The organism is Brevundimonas sp. (assembly GCF_965279155.1).
Taxonomy (GTDB): Bacteria; Pseudomonadota; Alphaproteobacteria; order Caulobacterales; family Caulobacteraceae; genus Brevundimonas.
Map to the genome: position 1 here is coordinate 204,280 of NZ_OZ257138.1, position 14,469 is coordinate 218,748.

The 14,469-nt window shown below is 67.8% G+C and carries 14 protein-coding genes; 4 read left to right on the forward strand and 10 right to left on the reverse strand.

All coding sequences use genetic code 11. The annotated features are described in order from the left end of the window. Positions 1 to 28: 28 nt before the first annotated feature. The 5 genes from pip to ACQY72_RS01000 form a co-directional block, all read right to left on the reverse strand. On the reverse strand, positions 29 to 1,009 hold the full coding sequence (gene pip / locus ACQY72_RS00980; protein ID WP_428155092.1) for a prolyl aminopeptidase: 981 nt from the start codon (positions 1,007 to 1,009) through the stop codon (positions 29 to 31). Positions 1,010 to 1,041: 32 nt separating this feature from the next. Continuing rightward, entirely contained in the window at positions 1,042 to 1,398 is a 357-nt protein-coding gene (locus ACQY72_RS00985) for a DUF423 domain-containing protein (RefSeq protein ID WP_428155093.1), read from the reverse strand. A 48-nt stretch (positions 1,399 to 1,446) separates the two neighbouring features. Beyond that, complete coding sequence (locus ACQY72_RS00990; RefSeq protein WP_428155094.1) at positions 1,447 to 2,052, reverse strand: hypothetical protein; 606 nt, start codon at positions 2,050 to 2,052, stop codon at positions 1,447 to 1,449. Between the two features lie 72 nt (positions 2,053 to 2,124). Further along, on the reverse strand, positions 2,125 to 4,734 hold the full coding sequence (locus ACQY72_RS00995) for a tipN (RefSeq protein ID WP_428155096.1): 2,610 nt from the start codon (positions 4,732 to 4,734) through the stop codon (positions 2,125 to 2,127). 140 nt (positions 4,735 to 4,874) lie between these two features. Continuing rightward, positions 4,875 to 5,057 (reverse strand): hypothetical protein, encoded by a 183-nt coding sequence (locus ACQY72_RS01000; RefSeq protein ID WP_346495410.1) that lies wholly within the window; start codon positions 5,055 to 5,057, stop codon positions 4,875 to 4,877. A gap of 157 nt (positions 5,058 to 5,214) precedes the next feature. Here ACQY72_RS01000 and ACQY72_RS01005 point away from each other — a divergent pair, with 157 nt between their 5' ends. Next, positions 5,215 to 6,693, forward strand: coding sequence for a phospholipase D-like domain-containing protein (locus tag ACQY72_RS01005; protein ID WP_428155098.1), 1,479 nt, complete (start codon positions 5,215 to 5,217; stop codon positions 6,691 to 6,693). Here the strand turns inward: ACQY72_RS01005 and ACQY72_RS01010 are convergent. The 5 genes from ACQY72_RS01010 to ACQY72_RS01030 all read right to left on the reverse strand — a co-directional run bounded on the left by ACQY72_RS01010 (position 6,678) and on the right by ACQY72_RS01030 (position 10,659). After that, positions 6,678 to 7,415: an endonuclease/exonuclease/phosphatase family protein gene (locus ACQY72_RS01010; protein ID WP_428155099.1), complete on the reverse strand. Its 738-nt coding sequence runs from the start codon at positions 7,413 to 7,415 to the stop codon at positions 6,678 to 6,680. The two genes, ACQY72_RS01005 and ACQY72_RS01010, sit on opposite strands and share 16 nt — an antisense overlap. An 83-nt stretch (positions 7,416 to 7,498) precedes the next feature. Next, complete coding sequence (locus ACQY72_RS01015) at positions 7,499 to 8,176, reverse strand: TPM domain-containing protein (RefSeq protein ID WP_428155100.1); 678 nt, start codon at positions 8,174 to 8,176, stop codon at positions 7,499 to 7,501. Continuing rightward, positions 8,176 to 8,994 (reverse strand): TPM domain-containing protein, encoded by an 819-nt coding sequence (locus ACQY72_RS01020; protein ID WP_428155101.1) that lies wholly within the window; start codon positions 8,992 to 8,994, stop codon positions 8,176 to 8,178. Before ACQY72_RS01020 ends, ACQY72_RS01015 begins: the two co-directional genes overlap by 1 nt. After that, positions 8,991 to 9,674 (reverse strand): LemA family protein, encoded by a 684-nt coding sequence (locus ACQY72_RS01025; protein WP_428155103.1) that lies wholly within the window; start codon positions 9,672 to 9,674, stop codon positions 8,991 to 8,993. Before ACQY72_RS01025 ends, ACQY72_RS01020 begins: the two co-directional genes overlap by 4 nt. 61 nt (positions 9,675 to 9,735) lie before the next feature. Further along, entirely contained in the window at positions 9,736 to 10,659 is a 924-nt protein-coding gene (locus tag ACQY72_RS01030) for a bifunctional methylenetetrahydrofolate dehydrogenase/methenyltetrahydrofolate cyclohydrolase (RefSeq protein ID WP_428155105.1), read from the reverse strand. Positions 10,660 to 10,751: 92 nt separating this feature from the next. On the opposite strand from ACQY72_RS01030, the gene ACQY72_RS01035 reads away from it, so the two are divergent. The 3 genes from ACQY72_RS01035 (at position 10,752) to ACQY72_RS01045 (ending at position 14,467) form a co-directional block, all read left to right on the forward strand. Next, a complete protein-coding gene (locus ACQY72_RS01035) occupies positions 10,752 to 12,644 on the forward strand; it encodes a PPC domain-containing protein (protein ID WP_428155107.1) in 1,893 nt (630 codons plus the stop codon). Positions 12,645 to 12,648: 4 nt separating this feature from the next. Further along, positions 12,649 to 13,680 carry a type 2 isopentenyl-diphosphate Delta-isomerase gene (fni, locus tag ACQY72_RS01040; RefSeq protein ID WP_428155108.1) on the forward strand — a complete coding sequence of 344 codons (1,032 nt, stop codon included), beginning with the start codon at positions 12,649 to 12,651 and terminating at the stop codon, positions 13,678 to 13,680. Positions 13,681 to 13,894: 214 nt separating this feature from the next. After that, positions 13,895 to 14,467 (forward strand): manganese efflux pump MntP family protein, encoded by a 573-nt coding sequence (locus tag ACQY72_RS01045; RefSeq protein WP_428155110.1) that lies wholly within the window; start codon positions 13,895 to 13,897, stop codon positions 14,465 to 14,467. Positions 14,468 to 14,469: the final 2 nt, after the last annotated feature.

Here is a 14,469-nt window from a genome sequence, read left to right on the forward strand (position 1 = left end):
CGCCACGCCGTCGGGCGCGGCGGCTTTTTCACGCCTGGAGGGTTGCGGCCCAGTCCGCGGCGCGGACCAGGCTGTCGACGATGCCCGGCTCGGACGAGGCGTGGCCGGCGTCGCCGACGATGTCCAGATGGGCCTCGGGCCAGGCGCGGTGCAGGGCCCAGGCGCCCGAGATCGGCGTGACCACGTCAAACCGCCCCTGGGCGATCCAGCAGGGAATGTGGCGCATCCGGTCCACATTCTTCAGCAGCCAGCCGTCCTCCTCGAAGAAGCCGGCGTTGGTGAAGAACCAGTTCTCGATCCGCGCGAAAGCGACGGCGAAGTCGGGCTCCGCGAACTTGTCCGGCCGCGAGTTCGGGCCCTCGACGCTGACGGTCTCGCCCTCCCAACTCGACCAGGCGACTGCGCAGCGTTCGCGCTCGGCTGCGTCGTCGCCGATCAGACGTTTGTAGTAGGCGGCCATGAGGTCGCCGCGCTCGGCCTCGGGGATGGGTTCGACGAAACGTTCCCAGGCGTCGGGGAAGATCATCGAGGCCCCGTCCTGATAGAACCAGTGCAGCTCCTTCTTCGTCAGCAGGAAGATGCCACGAAGCAAAAGGGCTGTGACCTGCTCGGGGTGGGTGATGGCGTAGGCCATCGACAGGGTCGAACCCCAGGATCCGCCGAACACCACCCATTTGTCGATGCCGCACAGTTCCCGCAGACGCTCGATGTCGTCGATCAGGGTCCAGGTGGTGTTTTCCTCCAGCGAAGCGTGAGGCCGCGACAGGCCGCAGCCGCGCTGGTCGAACATTATGATGCGATAGACGGCCGGGTCGAAGAAACGCCGCATGCCGGGATTCACCGCGCCGCCCGGCCCGCCGTGCAGCACCAGGACAGGCAGGCCCTGGGGATTGCCGGATTCCTCATAATAGATCTCGTGCACGCCCTCGGTCGTCATCCAGCCCGAGGTGTAGGATTCGATCTCGGGGTGGAGCACTCGACGCGGCTCGGCGGGCGTAGGGAAGGCCATGAAGGAACGGTCTTTCTGCGAGAACGAAGCGATTAGGAACGAAGCGCGGCGATGGCCAGGCAGACCCAGCCGGCGATCATCAGCAGGCCGCCAATCGGGGCGACGGCGCCGAAGGCCGGAGCGCTGAGAAAGGCGATCAGGGCCAGGGAGAGGCAGAAGACTAGTCCCCCGACCGCGCCCAGCCAGCCGGCCAGACGCGCGAACCGACCGCCTGCGATCCACTGGGCGCATCCGAAGGCGAATACGGCGTGGATCAACTGATACTCGCCGCCGGTGGTCAGAAGGGATTTTACCTGTGGCCCCGCGCCGTGAGCGGCGAAGGCGCCCAATGCGATGGCCAAGGCGCCGTTCAGGGCGGCGAAGAGGATCAGGTTGCGACTCACGATCATTCGGGAACCCTAGACCGGCGAATCCCGAATGTCTGCGACCCGAAAAGGTTAACCGGCGCGAGGCAGGGGTGTCAGATGGCTGGCCATCGCGGAGGCGGCGGCCTTGATGCCCTTGCGCACGGCGGCTTCGTTGGCGGGCGCGGGCGCGCGCAACAGACCGATGGACGGCGTGAGCGGGCTGTCGGGCAGGTCAGCCAATATCCGGTAGAGAAGGTAGGAGCCGACATCTTCCTCGGCTTCCGACGAGGCGTCGGCTTGCAGGCCGGCGGCGGTCAGGGCGCGCAGCATGTCGGCGACAGGCGCGGTGGTGCGGGCGATGCCGGGGCCGGTGCTGGACAGGCGATGCTTGTAATCCAGTGTGCGGTTCTCCGCGCGCATCTGGACCCGGAAACCGGAGCCCTTGTGCGTGCGTCCCACCAGCAAGACGGCGCGGCAATCGCCGCTGCTCAGGCGTGCGGCCAAGGTCGAGGCGAGTTCGTCAGGGTCGGCGGCGGCAATGGGCACGGCGCGGGCGCCGACGGGACTCCAGATTTCGCCGGATAGATTCTCGACCAGATCCCAGCCGTCGTCCTCGCTGTCGTAGGCGCAGATGATGATGCCTGGGCGGCGGTCAACGCTCGCAGGGCCGTCGATATCGTTCATCGTGCCGGCCATAGCCCCATCCATGACAGTTCGGTGACGCGCAGGAGGCTGTAACTTCCGAACGCGGTCAAGCCCTGATGATCCTTAACCCAGGTCGCCGACGGCCGCATCCAGCAACATGAAGGCGCGGCCGCTGTCGGAGGCCAGACTGCTTTGGACGGCCGCGCTGTCGCCGGCGCGGGCCGAGGCCGAGAGCATCACGGCGAAGTTGCGGACATAACGTTCGGCGTCGCCCCTCAATTCAGCGTCGCTGAGCACGCGTCGCGAGACGCTGCGGACGGCGGCGGGGGCGACGCGGCGCACGATCTGGCGCGCGGCGTCGGGATCGCCCTTGCTGATCGCGCGGGCCGCCTCTTCGACGCGCGAGCGGGGCAGCAGAGCGTTGGGATCCACGCCCATGCGCCGAATGGCGGCGGCCACGCGCTCGGACAGGGCCTCGGCTTCGGCGGGCGAAGGGGAGGGCGTGTCCAGCTCCAGCGGCGCCTCGTTCTCATCGTCGCCGGAGATCAGATCGCTCCAGTCCAGCCGATTTTCCGACGGCGGGCGCGGGGTCTCGGCGGGTTCAAGCCGCAAGCGACTGCGCAGGCCGAACCGGCGCTCTTCAGGCGGCGTCGCCGGCGGTGACGTGCGCGACGCGCGAGGCTCGGGGTGCGCTTCGATTTCCGGGGTCGGCTCGCGACGGCGGGGTGGCGAGGCGTCGCCCGACACCACGCCCATAAGGCGTACGGCCTCGGTCAGCATGTCGTAGTTGCGACGCACACGCTCCTGGAAGCCGACATCCAGCGCTTCGGTATCCTCGGCCGCCTTGCGCGAAGCGGCGGACAGGGCGGCGAGACCGTCCTCGACCGTGGCGCGCACGGCGTCGGCGCGGGCGCGGGCTTCCTGTGGCAGGCGAGCGGCGCGTTCGTCGATGTCGGCGACGGCGGTGTCGATCTCCGACAGAGCCGAACTCAGTCGCGTGACCAGCGTCTCCAGTCGATTGGCCATCCGCTCCCCGGCCTCGTCCACCAGTCCGGAGGTTTCGTTGACGATACGGCGGGCGTCGGCGATGCGGGCGTCGGCGGCCGTGTCGGCCTTCTGGGCGGCTTCAAACAGGGATTCGCCCAAGCGATCGGTGCGCAGACGGGCCTGTTCGGCGGCGTCGGCGGCGGCGGCGCGGGAATCCTCGGCCGTGGCGCGCATCTGCTCCAGCGCACGACGGGTTTCTTCCATCAGGGCGTCGCGGGCTTCGGCGGCCAGGGCTTCGAAGCGGTCCAGGGCGACCTTGGTGGCGGAATCGAAACCGTCGGCCTCGCGTTGGGACATGTCCACCAGGGCGCGGAACTGATCGGCGGCGGCCTCGACCAGGTCGCGCATCGATTCGACCGAGGTCTGGGACGTGCGATCCAGATCGCCGGCGGCGGTCCGCGTGGCGGACAGGTGTTCGATCAACTGCGCGCGCTGGCTTTCGACCTGGGCGGAGAAGTCCTCCTGATCGGTGCGCAGGGCGTAGGCGGCGGTGACCAGGGCGGCGCGTTGCTGGCCCAGGCCTTCTTGGACGGACTGGATTTGTTCGGCCACGCCGGTGCCGGCGTTTTCCAGACGGATCGTCTGGCGCGCCAGATCGTCGGAGGCGACACGCGCGGCGTCCTGGGCCTCGCCGGCGGCGGCGGCCAGATCCGCGGCGCGGGCGGCGAGGGCGGCCTCGGCCTCACGCAGCTGCGCCTGCGCCAGGTCGGAGGCGTCGGCGACCATGCGGGATTGCCGTTCCACCGCGTCGATGACGCCGGCGGCCTGGGTGTCCAGATGGATGCCCAGCGTCTGCATCTGGTCGCGCTCACGCCCCAGGTTTTCCGTCAGGCGCCGGGCGGTGCGGCCCGCGTTCTCGGCCGCCTCATTCAGACGCGTGGTTTCCTGCGAGAGCGCTTCGCGAAGCAGGGCCATGTCGTTGCGGGCGCGTTCGGCCGCCAAGGTCGCATGGTCGATGTCGGAGCGCAGCGACTGGAGGACTTCGCCGGTCTGTTGCGCGGCCAGGGCGGTCGGGGCGACCAGGGCCTCGGCCAGTTGCCGGGCGCGACGGGTCTCGGCCGCGAGGCCGGCTCCTTGACGCACGGCATGGGCCAGCATGATGGCCAGCCCGGCCGGGGCAAGGGCGATCAGGACATAGATGGCGATCCGCAGCGGGTCGAGCTCGGCCCCGCCTGCGCCAAATTCATAGGCGGCCCAGGAGGCGACGCCGCCGATCCAGAGCGCCGAAGCGATGCCGGAGATCAGATAGGCGTGCCGGCCGGACGGTTCGGCCTGTGTCTTGGATGCGACCGTCTTTACGGTGGGCGGGTTTGACAGTTCGAAGGTTGCGGGCGGCTTTCCTGCCGCGACGGCCATTTCGACGGCGGCGGTCGATTCCGGCATAGGCTCTGCGCTCAGCTCTGGCGTGGCCATCGGCTCCGGCTCGATGGGGCCACGTTCCGCCGCCAGGGCGCGTTCCTCGGCGAGGCGTTGTTCTTCCAGCAGGCGACGGCGACGGCGCTCGGACATGGGAGGGTCGAACGTGGGAGTGTCGAACGTCGGCTGAATGATTTCGAAGTCGGGCTCGGGGATAGGTTCGAATTCTGAAGCATCGTCCGACGGCGTCTCGTCCGTGGTCGACAGTTCAACGGGCGCAACGCCTTCGTCGTCGGTCAGCTTCAGCGGCGGCCGTTTGGGAGATTTCATCAGCTCTAAAACTCGATCTCTACGCGGGCGTCCGACAGCGCCAAGGAAACCCTAGAGCATGATTGGTGCGGACGAAACCGACTCAAGACCGCAACCTGTCGATGAACCGCTGCGCAGACGCAGCAGAAGGCGCGATGCGATCAGCAGTCGCGCTGGGTTTCGGACAGCAGGGGGGCTTGCGATCCGGCGTCGCGACACTCGGCGACACGGCGCACTTCGCGGTCGGCATGATTCGGTGTGTGGGTGTCTACGCCGAACTGCGACAGGACGACGGCGGCCAGCAAGGCGATGAAGCCAGCGATCAGTTCGACAAGCGCCTGCATTCTACCCTCCCTCGCTGCCTGTATGGCTACGCTCCTTATGCGCCAAATGGGTGAACGTCACAATCCCGCCCTGAAAGATTGACCCGACGAGACGTGCATGGAACGGAGGATGCGGACGCTCCGACACCGTGTCATGCGAATCAGGCAGATGGGTCGCATGACGCAAGGCGACGACAGTTACGAAGGCAGTCTTCTGGAGCCCGGTCCGGGCCTATGGACCTCTGCGGTCGCGCATCGCTTTTCCGTGTTGATGGAAAACGAGGCCTATTTCGACGCCTTGTCGTCGGCGATCCATAAGGCCGAGCGTTCCATCGTGCTGCTGGGCTGGCAGTTCGATCCCCGCACGCACCTGGACCCAGAGACGCGGCCCGGCGACAAGTCGGCCGAGATTGGTCGCCAGTTGCGCATGATGGTGAAGAAGAAGCCGGATCTGGACGTGCGACTGCTGATCTGGAAATCGCCGCTTCTGATCGCGGCGTCGCAGGGCTTTTATCCGCACCGGGCGCAGCGCTGGTTCCGCAAGCGGATGGTCGAGTTCCGGCTGGATTCGCCGGGGCCGATCGGCGCCTGTCACCATCAGAAGGTCATCGTCATCGACGACAAGGTGGCCTTCTGCGGCGGTGGGGACATCTCGACCGACCGCTGGGACTCCGACGAGCATCTGGACGGCGACCCGCGCCGCGCCCTGCCCAGCGGCCTGATCTGCAAGGCTCGGCACGAGGTCATGAGTGTGATGGACGGGCCGGCGGCGCGAGCCCTGGGCGATCTGGCGCGCGAACGCTGGTTCAAGGCGACGTGGGAACGCACGACCCCGGATGAGGTCGACAGCGATCCCTGGCCGGATGGCGTGCCGGTGCAGATGACCGACGTGCCGGTCGGTATCGCCCGCACCGAGCCCAAATGGTCAGGTCGTCACGAAGTGCGCGAAAGCGAGGCCCTGCACCTGGAGGCTATTCGCCGCGCCAAGCGACTGATCTATTTCGAAAACCAGTATTTCACCTCGCCGGTCATCGCCGCGGCCCTGGCCGAACGGCTGGCCGAGGTGGACGGGCCGCAGGTGATCGTCATCTCGACGGCGAAAAGCCCCAGTTGGTTCGACAGCCTGACCATGGACACGGCGCGGGCCGAGGTGCTGCATCGGCTGGAGCAGGCCGACACCTACAACCGCTTCTTCGCCTTCGCCCCGCTGACCGAGCATGGCGACCGGATCATCGTCCATGCGAAGGTGACGATCATCGACGACCGGCTGCTGAGGATCGGATCTACGAACCTGAACAACCGCTCGATGGGGTTGGACACCGAGTGCGACATCGCCGCCGAGCCGACGGATGAGGCCGGGCGGGCTGTGATCACTGCCTATCGTCACCGCACCATCGCCCACTGGCTGGGTGTGGCGACCAAGGACTATGCGGCGGTGGAGGGCGTGTTCGGATCGGTCGGGGCGGCGATCTGCAGCTTCGAGACAGATCGGCTGAAGCCGCTGGGATCCGATCCACCGACGCGCATCCAGCGGATGTTCGCGGAATGGCAGTTGGGCGATCCGACATCGTCTACCGACGCTTGGCGACCATGGAAGCGGCTGAAACGGTCCCAACGCACCCGACCGGCGTCCGAGGGCGGTCACGCGCCGGGTTGAACCACCTCGAAATCGATGATCAGCGGCAGATGGTCCGAGGCCACCCGCGCAAGGGGCGAAAAGGCCGAGCGCACCGCGCAGATGCGGATTTCCGGACTGACGAAACAGTGGTCGATGCGGATGGCGGGGAAGGCCGAAGGGAAGGTCTTCACGCTGGGCTTCAGACCAAGCTGGCGCTGGCAATCCTGAAGGCTGCGGCACAGGGTCTGATAGGGGCGGGTGATGGAGGTGGCGTTGAAATCGCCCGCCAGCAACGTCGGTCCCGTGCAGGCGCCGACCCAGCCGGACCCGGCCAGCGCCGCCGCCTGAAGCCGCTGTTCGCGGGGGACCAGGCCCAGGTGGGTGTTCAGGACATTGATGGCGGCCCCGTCGATCTCGATCTCGGACCAGATGGCGCCGCGCGGCTCAAGGCCCGGAATGCCGGATACGGTGGGCAGGGCGCCGGCGCGCATCAGGCGTTCGGGATGGGGGGTCAGGATAGCGTCGCCATACTGTTCGGTCTCTACCCGCATCGCCGGGTGAAAGCGTGAGGTCATGGCCAAACCTGTGGCGATCGCCTGCGCCTGGTCCACGCTGCCGGTGCGAACGCGGCCGACGTCCAGTTCCTGAAGACAGACGATGTCTGGCTCGAACTCGCCGATGACGGCGACGATCCGGCCGACATCCAGCCGTCGATCCGTGCCGACACAGCGGTGGACATTATAGGTGAGAAGGCGAGGCATGAGGGTTTTGGGGACGTGGCGGTTCTTGGACGTTGACCGTGGGCTAGGCCTTCTGGCGCGCGAATGCGACCCCGATACGACGATCAGAGCAGGATCAGGTGATCGGGCAGTTCGTTGGGGTTGTCGGGGCGCGGCGGGAAGTGTCGGGCCAGCACCTGTCCGCACAGGTCGATAGCCGCCGCGAAACCCTCGACTGGACGATCGGCCCGCAGTTCGCGGGTCAGGACGGCGACCGCCTGGGCCCAGGCGTGCTCGTCCACCTTGGCGTAGATGCCTTCGTCGGCGATCAGCTCGACCTGATGTTCGTCCAGCGCGGCGAACAGCACGACGCCGGTGCGGTCTTGGGTGACGTGGACGCCCTGAGCCAGGAACTGCTGCAAGGCGGCTTCTCTGACGCGACCACGCCGGACCCCGGCAGGCGTGGCCAGCCTGCGAACGGCGGGAATGCGCGTTAGTAGGAAGACGCCGACGAACACCACGGCCTGAGACAAGGCGTATAGGGCCAGGGCCTGACCCGTGGTGGCGGATTGGGCGGCATCATGCGCGGCTTCCCAGCCATCGCCCGGCCAGCGGAAATCCAGCACCAAGGGAATGAAGACGATGGGCGCCAGAAGGGCGGCGCCTGCCGCCCAGGCCAGGCTGACGTCCAGGTAGGTGGAGACCCGTCGCGAGATCACGCAGAAGATTTCGCCCGACGTCTGTCGCTCGGCCGCCGAGATGGCCTCGGCGATCCGGCTGCGGTCGTTGTCCGTGATCTGCATCACCATCCCCCCGAGGCGCCGCCGCCGCCGAAGCTGCCGCCGCCTCCGCCGAACCCACCACCTCCGCCGCCGAAGCCACCGCCACCGCCGCCGCGTCCCGAGCTTCGCAGCGCTTCGGACGCAGCCCACAGCAGCACGGATCCGACGTTGCTGCGCCGGCCGCGCCCGGACCGCATGGCGATCAGGAACATGAACAGGAAGATGGCCGCGATGATGACAATCGGGATGATGGATTCGGCCTTGGTGTCAGTCTGCTGCGCCGCAGCCGCCTGGGCGCGCGCCTGCGCCTCGGCGGGGTCGAGCGACAGTTGGGCGATCAGGGCGTCCACGCCCTTGACCACGCCCGCCTGGTAATCGCCGTCGCGAAAGGACGGAAGGATGTCGTCGCGTATGACCTGAGACGAGAAGGCGTCGGTCAGGATTGGTTCGAGCCCATATCCGACCTCGACGCGGACCTTGCGTTCGTTGGGGGCGACGATCAGCAGGGCGCCGTTGTCGTTTTCCTTCTGGCCGATGCCCCAGGCGCGACCCAGCTGATAGCCGTAGTCCTCGATCTCCTGGTCCTGAAGACTGTTCACGGTCACGACGACAAGCTGGTCGGTGCTGCTGGCCTCCAGCGCCGCCAGCTTTTCCGTCAGAGCCTGTTCGGTCACGGGATCGAGCAGATTGGCCTGATCGACCACGCGGCCGGTCAGGGGCGGGAAGTCGAGCTTGCTTTGGGCCGCCGCGGGAAAAGCAAACAGCAGGGCGGCGACCAGACACAGAAGGAGGGCGACGAGGCCCGTCGGACGCCAAGCCGCCGCTTGAAGGCCTGTCACTGGGCGGGCGGGGTCGAGCCCGGCGCCACGGTCGGCGCGGCGCCGCCCGGCGCCGAGGCGTTTGCGGGCGTGGCGTTCAGGTTGAAGTTGACCTGGGGCGCCGACTGAGCCGCGGCCGTGGCGGTGAACAGCTGCATCGGTTGCGAGCCGCCGTGCAGGGTCTTGGCCCAGATCACCTGCGGGAAGGTGCGCAGCGTGGTGTTGTAGTCGCGAACAGCCTCGTTGTAGTCCCGGCGCGAAATGGCGATGCGGTTCTCGGTGCCTTCCAACTGCGACTGCAGGGTCAGGAAATTCTGGTTGGCCTGAAGTTGGGGATAGGCCTCGACCGTGACCAGCAGCCGCGACAGGGCGCCGGACAGTTGGCCCTGGGCCTCCTGATACTGCTGGAAGGCTTGAGGGTTATCCAGATCGTCGGCCGAGACGTTCACCGAGGTGGCGCGGGCGCGGGCGTTGATCACGTCCGTCAGGGTGGTGCGTTCCTGGATCGCGGCGCCCTGAACGGTGGCGACCAGATTGGGAATCAGGTCGGCGCGGCGCTGATACTGGCTCTGAACGTCCGCCCAGGCCGCCTCGGCGCGTTCCTGCTTGGTGGGGATGGTGTTGTAGCCACAGCCCGCGACGGCGGGGACGATCATCAGAGCGCCGGTCAGAGCGACGGCGCGAGCGTTGAAGCGGACCATGACATCTCCCAGTCGGCGATAGCGCCGTGGAGCGGGACTATTCACCGGCCCCATAAATGCATCAAGCGTCCAATGGCTCCGGTTCGATATTGTTGATGCGGCAGGCCGCCGAATAGGTGTTGGCCAGCAGGCAACCGATGGTCATGGGGCCGACGCCGCCGGGAACTGGCGTAATCCGGCCGGCGACCTCGACCGCCTCCTTGAAGGCCACGTCACCGACGACGCGGGTCTTGCCTTCGGCGGCCTTGACCGGGTCGGCCGAGGGGACGCGGTTGATGCCGACGTCGATGACGGTCGCGCCCGGCTTGATCCAGTCGCCCTTGATCATCTCGGGACGACCCACGGCCGCGACCAGGATGTCGGCGCGGCGGCACACCTCGGGCAGGTCGCGTGTGCGGGAATGCGCGACGGTCACGGTGCAGCTCTCGCCGAGTAGAAGCTGGGCCATCGGCTTGCCGACGATGTTGGAGCGGCCGACGATGACGGCGTTCAGACCCGACAGGTCGCCCAGCTGGTCCTTGAGCAGCATCAGACAGCCCAGCGGGGTGCAGGGCACCAGGCCCGGCAGGCCGACGGCCAGACGACCGGCGTTGACGACGTGGAAGCCGTCCACGTCCTTGTCCGGGGAAATGGCGTCCAGTACCACCGAGGCGTCGATGTGGGCGGGCAGGGGCAGTTGGACCAGGATGCCGTGGATGCCCGAATCCGCATTCAACTGGGCAATCAGGGCCAACAGCTCGTCCTGACTGGTCGTGTCGGCCAGGCGGTGGGTGTCGGATCGCATGCCCGCGCGCAATGTGGTCTCGCCCTTGTTGCGCACATAGATCTGGCTGGCGGGATCCTCGCCGACGATGACGACGGCCAGGCCGGGTTTGACGCCGTGTGCAGCCTCCAGTCGGGCGACGGCCGCGCCGACGCGCTCCACCAGGGCGACCGAAAAGGCCTTGCCATCGATCAGGGTCGCAGGCGTGGATTGGGCCGACATGGCAGCTCCGTCTGGCGGGAAATCAGGATGGCGGCGATTTACAGCCGTCACGGTTCGGCGTCTATGATCCGCGTCCAATGCTGGAGGAATTCATGAATCGTCCGTCTCTTGTCGCCGCAGTCAGCTCCGTCGCCCTTCTGTGGGCCGCCGCGCCGGCTTTGGCCCAGGACGCCCAGCCCTTGCGGATCGGCGCGACGGTGAACGGCGCCCTGACGGATGCAGACGGCAAGGCCGCAGACGACGAATATCGCTATGACGACTATCGGTTCGACGCGCGCGCAGGCCAACGTCTGGAAGCCATTCTGAGGTCCGACGCCTTCGACGCTTTTCTCGCGGTCTATGCGGACGGCGCCGAGGGCGAGCCGCTGGCGACCGACGACGACGGTCTGGAAGACGGCACGAACGCGCGTCTGCGTTTCACGCCAGAGCAGGCGGGCGCCTATGTCCTGCGGGCCAGAACGTTGAGCGGGCTGGACGGCGGCGACTATCGCCTGTCGCTGCAGGAACGCCCGGCCGCGCCGCGTGCCCCGCGACCTAGCGGCATCCGCCTCGGTGCGACCGAGAGCGGCGAACTGACCGCGCGCGATCCGGAGCAGGAGGACGGCGGCCGCTACGACGCCTACGCCTTCCGCGCCAACGCTGGCGACCGGTTCGTGGTGACGCTGGATTCCGAGGCCTTCGATCCCCTGGTGCGGGTCGGGCGGATGAACGGTCCCGACTTCGTGGAGATCAGCTCCAACGACGACGCGCCCGGTGGCGGGCTGAACGCACGCCTGACTTTCACGGCTCCGACGGCCGGCGAATATGTGATCCGGGCCACGTCGCTGGAAGACGGCATGGGCCGCTACGAGGTAGGCCTGGCCGAGGCGCCGCCCGCCCCGCCGTCCAAGCCGATCGCCGTCGGCGACGAGATCAAGGGCGAACTGGGCTCGGAAAGCGCCACCAACGACAACGACCAGCGCGCCGAGACCTATCGCTTCACTGGCACGAACGGCCAGCGCGTCGCCATCGAGATGAAGTCCAGCGACTTCGACGCCTATCTGACCCTGCGTCGCGCGTCGGACGATACCGTGCTGGTCGAAGATGACGACGGCGCAGGATCGGGAACGGATGCCCGCATCGCCCGCACCCTGGACGCCGATGGCGACTACATCATCGAGGCGCGCGGATTCAGCGACGAGGCGGAGGGCGACTATACGCTGAAGCTGACCGAAACCGCGCCGCCGCCTCCGCCCACGGCGGCGACCCTCGGGGAAAAGGTCGAGGGCGAGATCACGGAAGAAGACCCTCAGGGGGACGACGGCAAACGCTATGACGCCTATGTCTTCACCGGAACGGAGGGGCAGCGCGTCCAGGCGATCCTGCGCTCGGGCGACTTCGACGCCTATCTGGAGATCGGCGAGGTCGGCGATACGTTCGAAGCCTTGGCCAGCGATGACGACGGCCTGGCGGAAGGCACGGATTCGCGCCTGAACTTCACCCTGCCGTCGGCCGGCGACTATGTGGTGCGGGCCTCGCCGCTGAGCGCGGACGGCAAGGGCCTCTATTCGCTCGAACTGCTGGATCGTGGGCCGGAGCCCAAGCCGGGCAGTCTTCTGGTCGGCGGGACCGTGCGCGGAACCCTGTCCAACAGCGCGGCGCTCAGCGACGAAGGCGCCTTTTTCGACGCCTATCGGTTCCAGGCCAAGAAGGACGAGAAGCTGCGGATCACCATGGTCTCGAACGCCTTCGATTCCTTCATCGACCTGGGTCAGGTCGATGACGACGGCGACTTCTCCAGCCTGGCGACCGACGACGACGGCCTGTCTGACGCCCACGCCAAGCTGGATTGGACCGCGCCGGACGACGGCTGGTATCTGGTGCGCGCTCGCGCCTATGGCCCCAACCAGACGGGCGCCTACGCCCTGACGGTCGAGCGCCAGCCCGCCGGCGCGTCGGCCAGCGTCCACGCTGAGGCGCCTGTCGTCGTCGTGGCGCCGAAATAGGGCGGTGACCGACACCGCCCCACCGAACCGCAAGGACCAGCACCTGGACGTGGTGCTGGCCGGTCGCGGGCGGCATGCGCGCGATGCGGGCTTCGACCGGGTGCATTTCGTCCATGAGGCGCTGCCCGATCTGGATCACGACAAGATCGACCTGGGCGCCGACTTCCTGGGCCGACGGCTGAAGGCGCCACTGCTGATCAGCGCCATGACCGGCGGACCAACGCGCGCCGAGGCGATCAATGCGCGCCTGGCCGAGGCGGCCCAGCATCTGGGCATCGCCCTGGCCGTCGGCTCGCAGCGCGCGGCGGTCGAGGGCGGAGCGGCGGGCGGTCTGGACCGGACGCTGCGTCGTCGGGCGCCGGACACCTTCATTCTGTCGAACATCGGGGCCGCCCAGCTGACGCGGGGCTTCGGTCTGAACGAGGCCCGGCGAGCGGTCGAGATGATCGACGCCGACGCCCTGGTCGTTCACCTGAACCCGTTGCAGGAGGCCTGTCAGCCCGAGGGCGATCGCGACTGGTGGGGTGTCGGCGCGGCGCTGGAAGCCTTGGTCCGCAAGCTGGAGGTTCCGGTCGTCGTCAAGGAGACCGGGGCGGGCCTGTCGGGCCACACGGTGCGGCGACTGGTGGACATGGGCGTGGCCGCCGTCGACGTCGCCGGCGCCGGCGGATCGAACTGGGGACTGGTCGAGGGCGAACGCGCTGTGGACCCGGCGGACAAGGCCCACGCCGCGGTCTTCGCCGACTGGGGCACGCCGACGGCGCACGCGCTGGTGGACGTCAGGCGCGCCTGCCCGGAGGCCGTCATCATCGGATCGGGGGGCGTGCGCAACGGCCTGGATGTCGCCAAAGCGATTCGTCTCGGCGCGGACGTGGCGGGGCAGGCGGCGGGCGTTCTGGCGGCTGCGACGCTCTCGACCGAGGCGGTCGTGGATCATTTTCAGCTGGTCATTCGACAGCTGAGAACCGCCTGTTTCTGCACCAACTCCGCCAATCTGGCGGCTCTGAGACGGGCGCCGCTGCACCCCTTCGACTGATCTGCACGGTTGCCAATCCGTCGGCGCCGCGTGTAGAGGACCGCCTCCTGTTGGGGAGTAGCTTCCGGCGTCGAGACGTCGGGATCGTGTCAACACACTCGCGTTTCGGCGCGTGGCGCGATCAGCGGACCATCACCGCCTAGCGAGACCAGCGCGTTCCACCGCCGCACCGGCCGGAGTGGAGCCGCTGTCTTGCGTCCGGTCGAGTGAGTCCATGACCCCAGGAACAATCGCCATCCTGTCCCTCAGCATGTCCACGGACGCCTTTGCGGCCGCCGTGGGACGCGGGGCCTCGCACAGACCGGCCGTCAAGGACGCGATCAAGGCCGGGCTGGTGTTCGGGGTCATCGAGGCGATCACGCCCCTGATCGGTTGGGGGCTGGGCATCGTCGCCGCAGGCCTGGTCGAGAAGGTGGATCACTGGATCGCCTTCACGCTTCTGGTGATTGTCGGCGGCAAGATGATCTGGGAAGGCGCCAAGCCGCGCGATGCGCAAGACGACGCCGCGCCGCGCCGGTCCGGCCCCTGGGCCCTGATCGCCACCGCCATCGGCACCAGCATCGACGCGGCGGCCGTCGGCGTGGGTCTGGCCTTCATCGGCGTGAACATCTGGGTGATCGCCGCCTCGATCGGCTTCACCACCTTCGTCCTGACGACCATCGGCATGCTGATCGGCAAGGCCGTGGGAACCCGGTTCGGCAAGTCTGCAGAGATCGTCGGCGGCGTGGCCCTGATCGGGCTGGGCACGGCGATCCTGCTGGAACACCTGGGTATTCTGGGCGGCTAAGC

Excerpts from the sequence above, each read along its gene's own strand:
- pip (WP_428155092.1), bottom strand. The coding sequence starts at position 1,009 with ATGGCCTTCCCTACGCCCGCCGAGCCGCGTCGAGTGCTCCACCCCGAG.
- ACQY72_RS00985 (WP_428155093.1), bottom strand. The coding sequence starts at position 1,398 with ATGATCGTGAGTCGCAACCTGATCCTCTTCGCCGCCCTGAACGGCGCC.
- ACQY72_RS00990 (WP_428155094.1), bottom strand. The coding sequence starts at position 2,052 with ATGGCCGGCACGATGAACGATATCGACGGCCCTGCGAGCGTTGACCGC.
- ACQY72_RS00995 (WP_428155096.1), bottom strand. The coding sequence starts at position 4,734 with ATGAAATCTCCCAAACGGCCGCCGCTGAAGCTGACCGACGACGAAGGC.
- ACQY72_RS01000 (WP_346495410.1), bottom strand. The coding sequence starts at position 5,057 with ATGCAGGCGCTTGTCGAACTGATCGCTGGCTTCATCGCCTTGCTGGCC.
- ACQY72_RS01005 (WP_428155098.1), top strand. The coding sequence starts at position 5,215 with ATGACGCAAGGCGACGACAGTTACGAAGGCAGTCTTCTGGAGCCCGGT.
- ACQY72_RS01010 (WP_428155099.1), bottom strand. The coding sequence starts at position 7,415 with ATGCCTCGCCTTCTCACCTATAATGTCCACCGCTGTGTCGGCACGGAT.
- ACQY72_RS01015 (WP_428155100.1), bottom strand. The coding sequence starts at position 8,176 with ATGCAGATCACGGACAACGACCGCAGCCGGATCGCCGAGGCCATCTCG.
- ACQY72_RS01025 (WP_428155103.1), bottom strand. The coding sequence starts at position 9,674 with ATGGTCCGCTTCAACGCTCGCGCCGTCGCTCTGACCGGCGCTCTGATG.
- ACQY72_RS01030 (WP_428155105.1), bottom strand. The coding sequence starts at position 10,659 with ATGTCGGCCCAATCCACGCCTGCGACCCTGATCGATGGCAAGGCCTTT.
- ACQY72_RS01035 (WP_428155107.1), top strand. The coding sequence starts at position 10,752 with ATGAATCGTCCGTCTCTTGTCGCCGCAGTCAGCTCCGTCGCCCTTCTG.
- ACQY72_RS01045 (WP_428155110.1), top strand. The coding sequence starts at position 13,895 with ATGACCCCAGGAACAATCGCCATCCTGTCCCTCAGCATGTCCACGGAC.